The organism is Streptomyces sp. NBC_01092, from assembly GCF_045039535.1.
Taxonomy (GTDB): Bacteria; Actinomycetota; Actinomycetes; order Streptomycetales; family Streptomycetaceae; genus Streptomyces.
This window is the reverse complement of record NZ_CP108659.1, coordinates 3581614-3596413: the sequence shown is the minus strand read 5'-3', so window position 1 is coordinate 3596413 and position 14800 is coordinate 3581614. Positions and strand designations below refer to the sequence as shown.

General features: G+C 72.3%; 12 protein-coding genes. 5 read left to right on the top strand and 7 right to left on the bottom strand.

Annotated elements, in window-relative coordinates; genetic code table 11:
- Positions 1 to 51 precede the first annotated feature (51 nt).
- The 4 genes from OG254_RS16085 to OG254_RS16070 form a co-directional block, all read right to left on the bottom strand.
- Complete coding sequence (locus OG254_RS16085) at positions 52 to 684, bottom strand: class F sortase (protein ID WP_405582247.1); 633 nt, start codon at positions 682 to 684, stop codon at positions 52 to 54.
- Between the two features lie 118 nt (positions 685 to 802).
- Positions 803 to 1315, bottom strand: coding sequence for a hypothetical protein (locus OG254_RS16080; protein ID WP_405582244.1), 513 nt, complete (start codon positions 1313 to 1315; stop codon positions 803 to 805).
- A gap of 259 nt (positions 1316 to 1574) precedes the next feature.
- Complete coding sequence (locus OG254_RS16075) at positions 1575 to 2525, bottom strand: aminoglycoside phosphotransferase family protein (RefSeq protein ID WP_405582242.1); 951 nt, start codon at positions 2523 to 2525, stop codon at positions 1575 to 1577.
- 192 nt (positions 2526 to 2717) lie between these two features.
- Positions 2718 to 4364: a M4 family metallopeptidase gene (locus OG254_RS16070; protein ID WP_405582239.1), complete on the bottom strand. Its 1647-nt coding sequence runs from the start codon at positions 4362 to 4364 to the stop codon at positions 2718 to 2720.
- 110 nt (positions 4365 to 4474) lie between these two features.
- Between OG254_RS16070 and OG254_RS16065 the strand changes: the two genes are divergently transcribed.
- Entirely contained in the window at positions 4475 to 4903 is a 429-nt protein-coding gene (locus OG254_RS16065) for a gamma-glutamylcyclotransferase family protein (protein WP_405582236.1), read from the top strand.
- A 153-nt stretch (positions 4904 to 5056) separates the two neighbouring features.
- Here OG254_RS16065 and OG254_RS16060 read toward each other — a convergent pair whose 3' ends face one another.
- From OG254_RS16060 to OG254_RS16050, 3 genes are all read right to left on the bottom strand, one after another.
- Positions 5057 to 7225: a molybdopterin oxidoreductase family protein gene (locus tag OG254_RS16060; protein WP_405582234.1), complete on the bottom strand. Its 2169-nt coding sequence runs from the start codon at positions 7223 to 7225 to the stop codon at positions 5057 to 5059.
- 183 nt (positions 7226 to 7408) lie between these two features.
- Positions 7409 to 7711, bottom strand: a complete 303-nt coding sequence (locus tag OG254_RS16055) for a hypothetical protein (protein ID WP_405582231.1) — start codon at positions 7709 to 7711, stop codon at positions 7409 to 7411.
- Between the two features lie 422 nt (positions 7712 to 8133).
- Complete coding sequence (locus OG254_RS16050) at positions 8134 to 8820, bottom strand: vancomycin high temperature exclusion protein (RefSeq protein ID WP_405582228.1); 687 nt, start codon at positions 8818 to 8820, stop codon at positions 8134 to 8136.
- 223 nt (positions 8821 to 9043) lie between these two features.
- Here OG254_RS16050 and OG254_RS16045 point away from each other — a divergent pair, with 223 nt between their 5' ends.
- The 4 genes from OG254_RS16045 (at position 9044) to dnaG (ending at position 14732) form a co-directional block, all read left to right on the top strand.
- Positions 9044 to 9916, top strand: coding sequence for a sirohydrochlorin chelatase (locus OG254_RS16045; RefSeq protein WP_405582226.1), 873 nt, complete (start codon positions 9044 to 9046; stop codon positions 9914 to 9916).
- 193 nt (positions 9917 to 10109) lie between these two features.
- Positions 10110 to 11363 carry a deoxyguanosinetriphosphate triphosphohydrolase gene (locus OG254_RS16040; RefSeq protein WP_405582223.1) on the top strand — a complete coding sequence of 418 codons (1254 nt, stop codon included), beginning with the start codon at positions 10110 to 10112 and terminating at the stop codon, positions 11361 to 11363.
- A 155-nt stretch (positions 11364 to 11518) separates the two neighbouring features.
- Positions 11519 to 12784 carry an NAD(P)/FAD-dependent oxidoreductase gene (locus OG254_RS16035; protein WP_405582220.1) on the top strand — a complete coding sequence of 422 codons (1266 nt, stop codon included), beginning with the start codon at positions 11519 to 11521 and terminating at the stop codon, positions 12782 to 12784.
- 43 nt (positions 12785 to 12827) lie between these two features.
- Positions 12828 to 14732, top strand: coding sequence for a DNA primase (gene dnaG, locus OG254_RS16030; RefSeq protein WP_405582218.1), 1905 nt, complete (start codon positions 12828 to 12830; stop codon positions 14730 to 14732).
- Positions 14733 to 14800 lie beyond the last annotated feature (68 nt).

The window sequence follows — 14800 nt, the reverse complement described above, 5'->3', positions numbered from 1 at the left end:
AGATCGTGAATTGCCGGCCCGTAACGGGTAGCCGTGCTCGGGGTGTTGGGTTCAGCGGGTGCCGGTCAGATGGGCGAACACGACGACGTTGCCGCGGTATCCGGTCGTCCGTGAGTAGCCGCCGCCGCAGGTGATCACCCGTAGTTCGGGGCGGGACGCCGCGCCGTACACCTTCTCGTCGGGGAAGGCCTTCGCGTCGTACACCTCGACGGCGTCGACCGAGAACAGGGCGGTGCCGCCGTCGCGGCGGTCCACCTCGATCGTGCTGCCCTTGCGCAGAGCGCCGAGGCGGTAGAAGACGGCCGGCCCGTCGGCGTTGTCGACGTGGCCGGCGACGATCGCGGTGCCCGTCTCGCCGGGCGTGGTGCCGGCCTCGTACCAGCCGGCGAGGTTCGCGCGCCCGGCGGGCGGGACGTCGAGGCTGCCGGTCCTCGTCAGGCCGAGGCCCATGAGGGGGGCGTCGACGCGGAGCGCGGGTATGCGGATGCGGTCGGGCGGGGAGGGCGGGAGCGCGTGGCCGCCGCCCTGTGCCCCCGGCGCGGTCTCCCCGGCCTGCGCGGCCGACGGCTGGGGCGGGGCGTGTGTCCCGGTGCCGCCGCTCTGCAGCAGCCAGGCACCGGAGCAGAGGGCCAGCACGGTGACGGCGGCTATCGCGGCATCACCGACGCTGCTGTGACTGCGCACGCGAGCCTCCTGGGACTCTCCTCGGGCCACCCCGTTCCCCCTCCGGGCCGCGAGGGGCGTCGGACCCGGAGGGGGAGGGGACGTGCGGTACCGGCGGACGGACAGCGGAGGGTGTCCGTCAGATCCCGTCGCCTCTCGCCCGGCGATGCAGGAGCCAGGTACCGCCCGCGGCGGCGACGGCGAGAGCCGCCCAGCCGACCGCGGTCTGCACGGGATCGCGGCCGAGCGTGCCGCCGACCCCCGTCTTCACACTTCCTCTCGGATGCACCTGCCCGCGCGCCGCCGTCAGCGTGACCACCAGGTCGCCCGTGACCCGCCGGCCGCCCTCGGCGCAGGTCGCGACGATCTCGTACGTCCCCGGCTGCGCGCTCGGCGGCACCCGGAACCGTCCGGTCGCCTCCCGCTCCTGCGGCGCCAGCGTGAACGTTCCGGCGCCGACCGCGCTGGCGTCGCCCGCCGCACCGCCGTCCCGGCACGCGGCCGTGTGCACCGTGACCTGCCCGCCCGGCACGACCGAGGCCGGCCGCAACTTCAGGCCGCCTGTGTCGGCGCCGTACGAGGGCGCGACGACGAGCCCCAGAGCGCCGACGGCCAGCGCGGTCCCGGTCAGCAGACGGGCGGTACGACGCATCGTGCTCCTCCGAGCGCACGGACCCACGACCCGCGACACCCCCATGTGCCGCCGTCGGCCGAGCCCTGCCCTTCCGAGGAGAGTCCCGGCACGGCGAGCGCGCTCCCCGAGAGAACGCCGAAAGAGGGGTCGACGGGCGCCCGGAGGAGGCGGAGGGGCGCGCGTACGGCACCGTTTCAGCAGGTCACCGGGGCGGGACGAGGGCGCCGTGGAAGAGAATCGGTTGGGCGGGGCGCTGGGGTGTGAACGGGTGACGGAGTCAGCCGGCCACGTGGCCCGGACGGGCCTCCGCCAGTACCTCGGCCACCGCCCGCCGCCCCACGGACGCCAGTACGGGGTTCGTTCCGTTGCCGCAGGTGTCGCCGTAGTAGTGCTCGGCCATCAGGCCGAAGCAGAGCGCCCACCCCCGCCCCCGGGCCCACGTCGCGTCGTCGACGTCGGCCGCCGCGCGGAACGCCTCGCGGGTGCCGGCGTCGAAGACGGCCCACGCCGCGATGGTGTCGGCCGCCGGGTCGCCGACCCCGAGGCCGCCGAAGTCGATGACGGCGGTGAGACGCCCGGAGGAGGTCAGCAGGTTGCCCGGGAGGAGGTCGCCGTGCAGCCAGACGGGGGCGTCGTCCCACTGGGGGAGGCGGAGGGCGTCCTCCCAGGCCGCGGTCGCCGCCGGGGCGTCCAGCGTGCCGGCGGCGCCCAGGTCGAGGATCGCGGCGCGGACATGGACGTCGTTCTTGCGAACCGGGTCGCCCCGCCAGGACGGCCGACCGCCGACCGCGTCCACCTTCCGTAGCGCCGCCACGAACCGGCCCAACTGCTCGGCGGCGTCCCGCAGTTCGGTCAGGGGCGCATCGTAGGCGTTCTCGCCGTCCAGCCAGCGGTACACGCCCCACGGCAGTGCGTAACCGGCGCCCGGCTCGCCCTTCGCCAGCGGTGTCGGGACGGCGAGCGGGAGATACGGGGCCAGTCGCGGCAGCCAGCGGTGCTCGGTGTCGACCTGCCGGGCCCCGCCGGGAAGCCGCGGCAGCCGTACGACCATGTCGTCGCCCAGCCGGTACATCGCGTTGTCGGTCCCGGCCGAGCGGACTGGCGTCACCGGCAGCCCGGCCCACCGCGGGAACTGCTCCGCGACCAGCCGGCCGACCAGCGCCGCGTCGATGTCCAGCTCATCGACATGCATCTTGACAACGGGCGACGACTCACGGCTGGACGGCATACGGCTCCATCTCGGCTGGGCAGGACGGCAGACGGCGGAGCGCATCTGGCTCCGCAGTCTGAACAGGCGTTGGCCCAGCCAACCTAGGGGCGCGGGGCTGCGTCAATATGCGGCTCCGCCGCGTGGGCGCGACCAGCCAATTACGACCCGCACCCGGCCACGCAGCCCCGCCCCCGAGCCCTGCCCCGAACGTCAGCCCACGTTCACCGCACTCCAAGCCGCAGCCACCGCACGCTCCTCCGCACTCCCGGCCCCGTACAGATCCTTGGCCGCGCTCAGCGTCGCCGTCCGTGCCCCCGCGTACTTCGTCGAGGACGTCATGTAGACCGTCAGCGCCCGGTACCAGATCTTCCCGAGCTTGGCCCGCCCGATCCCGCTCACCGAAGAGCCGTCACAGGTGGGGGAGTTGTAGCTCACCCCGTTGATCGACTTCGCGCCGCTGCCCTCGGCCAGCAGATACGCGAAGTGGTTGCCGATCCCCGACGAGTAGTGCACATCGAGCTGCGCGGTCGACGTGCTCCAGCAATCCACCGAGACCCCGTCCTTCGACGGCTTGTCCATGAACCGCAGGGCACCCCGCCCGAGCCCCGACCGGACGACCTTCTCGCCGATCAGATAGTCCCCGGGATCCGAGGAGTTGCCCGCGTGGAACTCCACCAGCGACCCGAAGATGTCGGAGGTCGCCTCGTTCAGTCCGCCGGACTCGCCCGAGTACGTCAGCGCCGCGGTCTTCGACGTCACGCCGTGCGACATCTCGTGCCCGGCGACATCCAGCGACACCAGCGGACCGAGCTGCGTGCCGTCACCGTCGCCGTACGTCATGCAGAAGCAACGGTCGTCCCAGAAGGCGTTGTTGTAGGCGTTGCCGTAGTGCACCCGGTTGAACGACCCCTTGCCGTCGCCCGCGATGCCGTTGCGCCCGTGGACGTCCCGGTAGTAGTCCCACGTCGCGTCCGTGCCGTACTGCGCGTCCACCGCCGCCGACGAGCGGTCGGCCGCCGTACCAGTGCCCCAGTGGTTGTCGGCGTCGGTGAAGACCGTCGCGGGCGCCCGGTTGAGGCAGACGGTCAGGACGCACAGGTCCGTCTTGTTCGTCGCGTCACCCGTGTACGTGCCGCCGCGCGTCGCGTCCTTCAGCTGGTACGTCGATCCCGACGCCGTCGTCTCCAACGGCACCGTGCCCGCGTACAGCGACTTCCCGTCGCCGGACGCCGTCTCGATGCTGTCCCACGCGTCGATCTGCGCACCGGTGCCGGCGTCGGTCAGCACGGTCCGGGCGACCGGGTTGCCGAGGGAGTCCTGCGCGACCGCGTCGGTCCGCCAGGCCAGCTTCGGGGCGCCGTGCAGGGCGTCGACCACCAGCTCGGGCCTGGAGGTGAGCCTCTTGAGCGCCTCGCCGACGTTCACGGCGCGCAGCGCGCTCGCGGCGAGGTCGGCGGCCCTGGGCCCCGAGACCTTCGGCGACACGCTCTTCAGGGAGATCGGGCGCGCGACGGCGCGGGAGGCGCCTCGGTACGCACCGTCCTTCTCCAGATGCACGACGAAGTCGCCCCCAAGAACGGGGAGTTGGCGATACGTCCGGTCGTAGCGGACGTGCTGTGCGCCATCCGTGTCCACCACCACGTCCCGAACGCGCGTGCCCTGCACGGCCGTCAGCCCCAGACTCCCCGCGACATCGGAGAGGACCGATGCCGCGTTCTTCACGGCGTCGGCCCTGCTGGGCGGTTCGTCCGCGTCGGCGGTGGGGGTGAGGGCGGCGGCCAGCAGGCCGGCGACGGCGACGGCGGCGCCCGCGGTGGCCAGGCGGGAACCTCGGATGTGCGACCGTATTCGGCTCATCGGTCTCCTTGAACTGGGCGGCTCGGAAGCTGACCATGATTCAAGGGGGCATGAACATGCCGTGGCCAGGGTGAATACGTGCAGGTGTGTGAGAGGAGAGAATCGTTTCCGTGACCCTCTCTCCTCGACTCCCGTTCTTCGTCTACGGCACCCTGCGCCCCGGTGAGCCCAACCATGACGCCTTCCTGCGGGGGCGCGTCCGCGCGGAGGAGCCGGCGCGGATGGAGGGGGCGGTGCTGTACGACGGGCCGGGTTATCCGTATGTCGTCGAGGACGTGCGCGGCGGCGGCATGGTGTGCGGCGATCTGGTCACCGCCCGCCCCGAGGGGTACGCCACGCTGCTCGCCGACCTGGATCGTCTGGAGGAGTACGCCCCGGGCGATCCGCGCAGCCTCTATGAGCGCGTCGCCCGCGAGGTGCTTCGCGATGGCGACGGAACTGCCGTGCGGGCGTGGGTGTATGTGGCCGCTCCGTCTGTTGCCGCCCGGCTGCGGGCGCGGGGCAGGCTGATCGAGAGCGGGGACTGGGGGCGGCGCTGAGGGATCCACTGTGGGTGCCGCGATCGGTGGTTGTTCGGCTGCGGCGCCGTGGTGGCTGGTCGCGCAGTTCCCCGCGCCCCTGAGGGAGTTGGGATCCCGTCGGCTGCAACGCACCGTCTCCATCCGCCCTTGGGGGCGCTGGAGTCCCCTCCGCTACTGCTGCACCGTCTCCACCCGCACCGCGCACGTCTTGAACTCCGGCATGCGTGACGTCGGGTCCAGTGCCGGGTTGGTCAGGGTGTTGGCGCGGCCCTCGCCCGGCCAGTGGAACGGCATGAAGACCGTGTCCGGGCGGATGCCGGTCGTGATGCGGGCCGGGGCCACCGCGCGGCCCCGGCGTGAGACCACCGCCAGCGGGTCGCCCTCGGCCGCCCCGAGCCGCGCCGCCAGCCGGGGGTGCAGCTCCACGAACGGGCCCGGCGCGGCGGCGTTCAGCTCGTCCACGCGGCGGGTCTGGGCGCCGGACTGGTACTGGGCCACGACCCGGCCGGTGGTCAGGAGAACCGGGTACTCGTCGTCGGGTTCCTCGGCGGCCGCCCGGTGTGAGACGGGGACGAACCTCGCCCGTCCGTCCGGCGTGGCGAACCGGTCGAGGAAGAGGCGGGGCGTGCCGGGGTGCGGTGCCGCGACGGCATCGTGGTCCTGCGCGGGGTCGTCGGGCCCGGCGTCCAGTGAGGCATCCTCGCAGTCGCCGGCGGCGTCGTCGGCTGTACCCGTCGCCGCGGGACACGGCCAGAACACCCCGCTCTCCTCCGCCAGCCTCCGGTACGTGATCCCCGAGTAGTCGGCCGGCCCGCCGGCGCTCGCCCGCCTCAACTCCTCGAAGACCTCTTCGGGGTCGGTCGGGAATCCCTTCTCCACCCCCAGCCGCGTGGCCAGCTCATGCATGACGTCCAGGTCGCTGCGGATGCCCTCGGGCGGGCTGATCGCGCGCCTGCGCAGCAGCACGCGGCCCTCCAGGCTGGTCGTCGTGCCCGTCTCCTCGGCCCACTGCGTGACGGGCAGGACGACGTCCGCGAGCTCGGCCGTCTCCGACAGGACGACGTCGCAGACCGCGAGGAAGTCGAGGGACCTGATCCGCTGCTCGATGTGCGCGGCACGCGGCGCCGACACCACCGGGTTCGAGGCCATCAGCAGCAGCGCCCGGATGTCCGAACCCAGCGCGTCCAGCAACTCGTACGCACTGCGCCCCGGCCCCGGCAGGCTGTCCGGATCCACGCCCCACACCTCGGCGACATGCCGGCGCGCCGCCGGATCGTCGAGCTTGCGGTATCCGGGCAACTGGTCGGCCTTCTGGCCGTGTTCGCGCCCGCCCTGCCCGTTGCCCTGCCCGGTGAGACAGCCGTACCCGGACAGCGGCCGGCCCGCCCGTCCCGTCGCCAGGCACAGGTTGATCCAGGCGCCCACGGTGTCCGTGCCCTTGGAGTGCTGCTCGGGCCCGCGCGCCGTGAGCACCATCGCGTGCTCGGGCTCGCAGAACAGCCGTACTGCTTCCCGGAGTTGGGGAACGGACACCCCCGTGATCCGCTCCACGTACTCCGGCCAGTGCGCCATCGCGGCGGCCCGGGCGTCCTCCCAGCCGGCCGTGCGCTCCCGGACGTACTCCTCGTCCACCCGCCCCTCGGCGACGACCAGGTGCAGCAGGCCGAGGGCCAGGGCGAGGTCGGTGCCGGGACGGGGTGCCAGGTGCAGGTCGGCCTGCTCGGCGGTCTTCGTGCGGCGCGGGTCGATGACGACGAGCGTGCCGCCGTTCTCGCGCAGCTCGGTGAAGAAGCGCAGCGCCGGCGGCATCGTCTCCGCGAGGTTGGAGCCGACGAGGATGACGCAGCCCGTCCTCGGGATGTCCTCCAGCGGGAACGGCAGTCCCCGGTCGAGGCCGAACGCCTTGATCCCGGCCGCCGCCGCGGACGACATGCAGAAGCGGCCGTTGTAGTCGATCTGCGAGGTGCCGAGCACGATCCGCGCGAACTTGCCGAGGCTGTACGCCTTCTCGTTCGTCAGACCGCCCCCGCCGAAGACCCCGCACGCGTCCGGGCCATGTTCCGTACGCGTGCGGTGAAGGCCCTCGGCGACGCGGTCGAGCGCCTCGTCCCAGGTGGCCGGCACGAGCGCGCCGCCCGACCGCACCAGGGGCGAGGTCAGACGGACGCCCGAGGCCAGCACCGCGGGAGCCGTACGGCCCTTGCCGCACAGCGCTCCCCGGTTCACCGGGAAGTCAGGGCGCTCGACCACCGCGACACCCCCGTCCTGCTGGGGCGTGAGGTTCATTCCGCACTGCAGGGCGCAGTACGGGCAGTGGGTGGGCGTCGCGGAGTTCTGCATGCCGTTCAGCGTGCTTCGGGCGTGTTTCGCGCACGGCGGCTCCCGGTTACGCGGCCGGGACGGTGACCTCCCCGTCGCCGCCCGGCCACCGTGAGGCCCCCCGACACGCAGGAGGGCGGGAGCTGGGCCACGGCCCGGCTCCCGCCCGTTCAGGGATGGTCCTTGGTCAGAGGACGCCCTGGGTCAGCACTCGTACGCGTAGTACGGGACGTCGCCTGGCTCCAGGCCGATCGTCCCGATCGCGCCGGGACCGATCTGGATGCATGACGGGTCGAAACCGTCGACCTCCACGCTGGCGAAGATGGTGTACCCGCACTCGTTGTAGATGTCCGCCCAGCCGGGGCCGTAGCCCCAGAGCTTGGCGCAGCCCGGCTCCCTCGGCTGTCCGGCCTCGGCCTCGGCCGCGGTGGCGGTCCCCGCGGCTGCCGCACCGGTGATCAGCACCACCGCTGCGGCCGTGGCGAACAGAGAGCGAAGACGAGTCATCAGGTGTCCTTTCCCCCAGACGCGGCGGCGGCCCGATCCGCCGCCGCACTGAGACGGACGCTATGAGTAGTCGGACGACTACGGAAAGCTCTCACCGGTCTCTTCACACGGTTGGCTGGCGTGCGCGCGTCAAAACCTGCGCGCGAGGGCATCCCCCGACCGTTTCGGGCGCCGATCGCCCCTAGGGCCTGTCCGGCGGATCATGCCGGCGTCGCGGGGCCTGGCACGCCCTCCCCCAGAGGGGGGTACCCCCATCCGCGTTGTCGTCGGTTGCCGACTCCCCCACTCTCGACTCCGCTCGAGCGGGGGGACCCCATCGCGTCGACTCCCTCCTCCGCCTTGCAGCTGGACGCACCAGGCCCCGCTCACCTGCGTTGACGAGATGCCGTTCCTTGCAGCCGGCCCGATCCGCCGGACAGGCCCTACCGCTGCGCCGCCAACGCGTTCGCGACCCCGGCCTCCCGCCGCCCGAGGAACCGGGGATCCGGCTCGAACACCGCGTCCAGGGCTGCCTTGCCGGCCGCGAAGATCTCCCGGGTGCCGCCGTAGTACCAGGTCGTGTCGTGCCTGTCCTGCACCCCGACGCCGTACGACGCCACCCCCGCCTCCTCGCACAGCGCGACCGCTCGCCGAATGTGAAAGCCCTGGCTGATCAGCACCGCCTCGTCCACGCCGAAGATCTTCTTGGCCCGCACGCACGAGTCCCAGGTGTCGAAGCCGGCGTAGTCGCTGACGATGTGCGTGTCGGGCACGCCGTGCCGGGTCAGATACGTGCGCATGGCGTCGGGCTCGTCGTAGTCCTTGCGGCTGTTGTCGCCGGTGACCAGGACCACCTTGATCCGCCCCGCGCGGTACAGCTCGGCCGCCGCGTCCAGCCGGTGGGCGAGGTACGGGGAGGGCTCACCGGCCCACAGCCCGGCGCCGAAGACGACGGCCACGTCGGTGCGCGGCACGTCCGCCGTGGTCCGCAGCCGGTCACCGGTGACGAGGTGCATCCAGGTGGCCGGAAGCAGCGCCAGCACACATCCGGCCACCAGGGCCTGCACCAGCCGCCGCTGCCCGGCGCGGGTACGCGGAAGTCTCGGTCGGCCCAGCTTCGGTCGGCGCATCGGACGGTCCCTCCCCGGTCGGCTCACGGCCCGTTCTCGACAGTCAGGGACGCCCTGTCGGCCGCCGTGGTTCACTCCACGCGACGTGAGCAGCTTCACTCCGGCAAGCGAAACCGCAGGTCACGCCACCTCACACCACCCGGGTACCGCACCGTGAACCGGGCGTAAGAACGCGTCATTCCTGTGAAACGGGGCGGCAACGTCCCGCCGCCACCATCGGTTCATGACGGCGTCGAACCCCCTTCACAACGAGTCCACGACGGCCCACCTCGACAGTACGGCGCACCTCATGAACCGGATCAGCAGCCAGCTCGCCAGCCAGCTCAGCCTCGTCTCGCTCGACGGCAGCCGGCGCCCCCAGCCGCCCGCGCTCGTCGTCGTGGCCCACGGCAGCCGCGACCCGCGCGCCCTGAGCACGGTGCGCGCGCTCCTCGACAAGGTCCGCGCCCTGCGCCCCGGCCTGCCGGTCCACCTCGGCCACATCGAGCTGAACGAACCCCTGCTCCCGGACACCCTCGCGTCCCTCGGCGACCGCGAGGCGATCCTCGTCCCGCTCCTCCTCAGTCGCGGCTACCACATCAAGCGCGACATCCCCGAGATGGCCGCCGCATCGCGGGTACGCGCACGCGTGGCCGGCGCACTCGGCCCGCACCCCCTGCTCGTGGAGGCCCTGTACACCCGCCTGGTCGAGGCCGGCTGGCGCACCCGCATGGACGAGCCCACGCGCCGCGAGAGCGCGGTGATCCTGGCGGCGGCGGGTTCCCGAGACCCCGAGTCGAAGGTGGACACGTCCCGCACGGCCCACCTCCTGGCGGGCCGCCTGGGCGTCCCGGTGATCCCGGCCTACGCGACGACGGCGGCCCCGACGGTCCAGGACGCACTGGCCGAGTTGGCGGCCCGAGGCCGCACAAGGGTGGCGATCGCCTCCTACTTCACCGCACCGGGCCGCTTCGCGACGGAGTGCGCGCAGAAGGCACCGTGGATCGCCTCGGCGCCGCTGGGCACGCATCCGGCAATGGCGAGCCTGCTCCTGCACCGCTACGACAGGATGGCGGCGACGCCGGTCACGACAGCACCAGAACTGGCGACCGCTTAAGACGCCGGGGAGCAGTCCGACCTTCTCTCAGGGGCGCGGGGCTGCATCGATTTGCGGCTCCGCCGCGTGGGCGCGACCAGCCACCAAACCACCCGCACTCGCCACTCGACAGGCACCCGGCAGACGCAAGGGCGCACCCGGCAGACGCAAAGCCGCACTCCGTTTGTCACCACCTGCCCGTACTGTCGTAGACATGCCGTACGACCTGCCGTCACTCGAACGCTGGGCCCCCGAGCCGGACAAGCGCCCCGGCCGCACCGCCTTCCAACGCGACCGCGCCCGCATCCTGCACTCCGGCGCACTCAGAAGGCTCGCCGGCAAAACCCAGGTCGTGACACCGGGAACCCATAGCCAGGCCTGGGACCCCAGCCCCCGCACCCGCCTCACCCACTCCCTGGAGTGCGCCCAGGTCGGCCGCGAACTCGGCGCGGCCCTCGGCTGCGACCCCGACCTGGTCGAAGCCGCCTGCCTCTCCCACGACATGGGTCACCCACCCTTCGGCCACAACGGCGAAGTCGCGCTGAACGAGTTCGCCGAGGACTGCGGCGGCTTCGAGGGCAACGCCCAGTCCCTGAGACTCCTCACCCGCATCGAACCCAAGCGGTTCACCCCCGAGGGCTCCGTCGGCCTCAACCTCACCCGCGCCACCCTCGACGCCGCCACCAAGTACCCCTGGCCCCGTGGCGCCCACCCCACCGACCCCAAGTCCCCGAAGTTCGGCGTCTACGAGGACGACAGGCCCGTCTTCGACTGGGTCCGCAAGGACGCCCCCGGCTCCCGCACCACCTTCGAGGCCCAGGTCATGGACTGGTCCGACGACGTGGCGTACTCCGTGCACGACGTGGAGGACGGCCTGCACGCCGGCCACATCGACCCCAACTGCCTGCACGCCGACCCCGAACGCCGCGAGATCTTCGCCGTGGCCATCGGCCGCTACGTCCCCGAGGACACCGACCCGGCCGAGCTCGCCGCCGCCCTCGACCGGCTCCAGGACGCACCGTGGTGGCCGCACGGCTACGACGGTTCCGCCGTCGCGCAGGCCCGCCTCAAGGACGCCACCAGCCAGCTCATCGGCCGCTTCTGCCTGGCCGCCGAGAGCGCCACGCGCGCCGCGTACGGCGACGGACGGCTCACCCGCTACGGCGCCGAACTCGTCGTACCGCACGAGACCCGTCTGGAGTGCGCGGTCCTCAAGGCCGTCGCCGACCGGTACGTCATGCAGCGCGCCGAGCAGGAGCGGCTACGCGCCGACCAGCGGATCGTCGTCGCCGAACTGGCCGAGGCGCTCACCGCCCGCGCGCCCGAGGGACTGGACCCGCAGTTCCGCGCCCTGTTCGACGAGGCGCCCGACGACCGCGCCCGCAAGCGCGTGATCGTCGACCAGATCGCGTCCCTGACGGACGCGTCGGCGCGCGCCCTGCACACGCGGCTCACAGCGCGGGCCTGAGCGCGGTGCCGTCACCCGCGCGCGACGGATGAGACACCGGGGGCGAACGGGTACTCGAAAGTGACCCTGCGTGGCCTGATCGGGTCACCCCCTCTTCCCGCATCACGCTGCGTGCGGGACGCTCATGTGGCGGCACGCTTACGAGGAGGCATCAAGTGGTCGACGCGGATCAGACATTCGTCATCGTCGGAGGAGGACTCGCCGGCGCGAAGGCGGCCGAGACGCTCCGAGCGGAGGGCTTCACCGGGCGGGTGATACTGATCTGCGACGAGCGCGACCACCCGTACGAGAGGCCGCCGCTGTCCAAGGGCTACCTCCTCGGCAAGGAGGAGCGCGACAGCGTCTTCGTGCACGAACCCGCCTGGTACGCGCGCAACGACATCGAACTGCACCTCGGCCAGACCGTCGACCGAATCGACCGTACGGCGAAGACGGTGCGGTTCGGCGAGGACGGCACCGTCGTCCACTACGACAAGCTCCTGCTGGCCACCGGCGCCGAGCCGCGCCGCCTCGACATCCCGGGCACCGACCTGGCCGGCGTCCACCATCTGCGCCGCCTCGCGCACGCCGAGCGCCTCAAGGGCGTCCTCACCTCGCTGGGCCGGGACAACGGGCACATCGTGATCGCCGGCGCCGGCTGGATCGGCATGGAGGTCGCGGCGGCCGCCCGTGAGTACGGTGCCGAGGTCACCGTCGTCGAGTCGGGCCCGACCCCGCTGCACGGCGCCCTCGGCCCCGAGCTGGGCGCGGTCTTCGCCGAGCTGCACCGTGAGCACGGGGTGCGGTTCCAGTTCGGGCGGCGGCTGACGGAGATCGTCGGCCAGGACGGCATGGTGCTGGCCGCGCGCACCGACGACGGCGAGGAGCACCCCGCGCACGACGTCCTCGCGGCGATCGGCGCGGCCCCGCGCATCGGCCTCGCGGAGGCGGCGGGGCTGGAGATCGCCGACCGCGCCCACGGCCGCGGGGTCGTGGTGGACGAACGGCTCCGCACCTCCGACCCCGACATCTTCGCGGCCGGCGATGTGGCGTCCTTCCCGCACGCCCTGTTCGACACCCGGCTGCGCGTGGAGCACTGGGCCAACGCGCTCAACGGCGGACCGGCGGCGGCGCGGGCGATGCTCGGCCGGGACGTCACCTACGACCGGGTGCCCTACTTCTTCTCCGACCAGTACGACTTGGGGATGGAGTACAGCGGGTGGGCGCCCGAGGGGTCGTACGACGAGGTGGTGATCCGTGGGGACGCCGGCAAGCGGGAGTTCATCGCGTTCTGGATGAAGAACGGCCGGGTGCTGGCCGGGATGAACGTGAACGTGTGGGACGTCACAGAGCCGATCCAGCAGCTGATCCGGTCAAGGGCCCAGGTGAACACGGAGGCTCTGGCGGACCCGCATGTGGGCCTTGAGAACCTGATCGCCTGAAGCTCCATCCGGAGATGTCCGTGGACCACCGTAGAATTCACGCGTGGCAGGACGGATCAACGACGAGGACGTGAAGGCGGTACGGGACGCGGTCCCGATCGACGCCGTGGTGTCCGAGTACCTCCAGCTGCGCCCCGCGGGCGGAGGCAACCTCAAGGGGCTCTGCCCGTTCCACGACGAGAAGTCGCCGTCCTTCCAGGTCAGCCCGAGCAAGGGGCTCTTCCACTGCTTCGGCTGCCAGGAGGGCGGCGACACCATCACGTTCGTGATGAAGGTCGACCACCTCTCCTTCTCCGAGGCGGTCGAGCGGCTCGCCGCCCAGGCCGGCATCACCCTGCGCTACGAGGAGGGCGGCTACAACCCCTCCCACCAGCGCGGCGAACGCATCCGCCTGGTCGAGGCCCACAAGATCGCCGCCGACTGGTACGCGGAGCAGCTGGCGACCAGCCCCGAGGCGGACACCGGCCGCATCTTCCTCGCCGAGCGCGGCTTCGACCAGGCCGCCGCCGTCCACTTCAGCGTCGGCTACAGCCCTCAGGGCTGGGACCACCTCACCCGCTATCTGCGCGGCAAGGGCTTCACCGACAAGGAGCTGCTGCTGTCCGGGCTGTCGCAGGAGGGCCGGCGCGGTCCCATCGACCGCTTCCGGGGCCGCCTCATGTGGCCGATCCGCGACATCGCCGGGGACGTCGTGGGCTTCGGCGCCCGCAAGCTGTACGAGGCGGACAACGGGCCGAAGTATCTGAACACGCCCGACACGGCGCTCTACAAGAAGTCCCAGGTCCTCTACGGCATCGACCTGGCGAAGCAGCACATCGCGAAGAGCAGCCGGGCCGTCGTCGTCGAGGGCTACACCGACGTCATGGCCTGCCACCTCGCCGGGGTCACGACAGCGATCGCCACCTGCGGCACGGCCTTCGGCGGCGACCACATCAAGATCCTGCGCCGCCTGCTGATGGACAACGGCTCGGCCCGCGTCATCTTCACCTTCGACGGCGACGCGGCCGGCCAGAAGGCGGCCCTGCGCGCCTTCGAGGACGACCAGAAGTTCGCGGCGGAGACCTACATCGCCATCGCGCCGGACAACATGGACCCCTGCGATCTGCGCCTGGCGAAGGGCGACGAGGCGGTCTCCGACCTCGTCGAACCGCGCACCCCGCTGTTCGAGTTCGCGCTGCGCCAGATCGTGGTCCGCTACGACCTCGACACCCCGGCCGGCCGCGCGGCCGCGCTGGACGAGGCGGCGCCGATCGTCGCCCGCATCAAGAACAGCGGCGCCCAGCACGAGGTGGCGGTCCAGCTCGCGGGCATGCTCGGCATCCTGGACACGCAGTTCGTGGTCAAGCGGGTGGCCCAGCTGGCGCGGTGGGCGCGCGATCGCGGCGGCAGGGGCCAGGCGCCCACCTCCCGCGGCTCACAGCAGCAGTACGACGCCGCCCCGACGCCCCGCGCCTCCGGCCCGGCCCTGACCCTGCGCAACCCCGTCTACGCCACCGAGCGCGAGCTGCTCAAACTCGCCCTCCAGCGCCCCGAGTTGGTCTCCCCGGCGTTCGACGCGTACGGCGTCGACGAGTTCACCGCCGTGCCCTACGCCGCCGTACGTCAGGCGATCATGGACGCGGGCGGCGCGGAGTACGGCATCAAGGACGGGCAGGAGTACCTGGTCCGCGTCCGTGACGCGGCCCCCGACGACCAGGTCCGCGCGATGGTCACGGAGCTGGCCGTCGAGGCGATCCTGCGCAGGACCGTCGACGAGAACTACGCCGGCGAACAGCTCGTCACCGTCCGCCGCCGTGCCGTGGAACGCCGCGTCCGCGATGTTCAGAGCCAGCTCACCCGCCTCGGCGCGGGCGGCGACCCCGCCCAACTGGGCGCCGTGCAGAACGAACTGTGGGTGCTGCAGCAGTACGACCAGGCATTGCGGGGGCGGGGCGCGGCAGCGCTCTGAGCCGCGCCGCGCTTCTCCGGACGGCAGGGTAACCGCGGGGTCACGGCCCGATTGCAAAAAGTCACCGC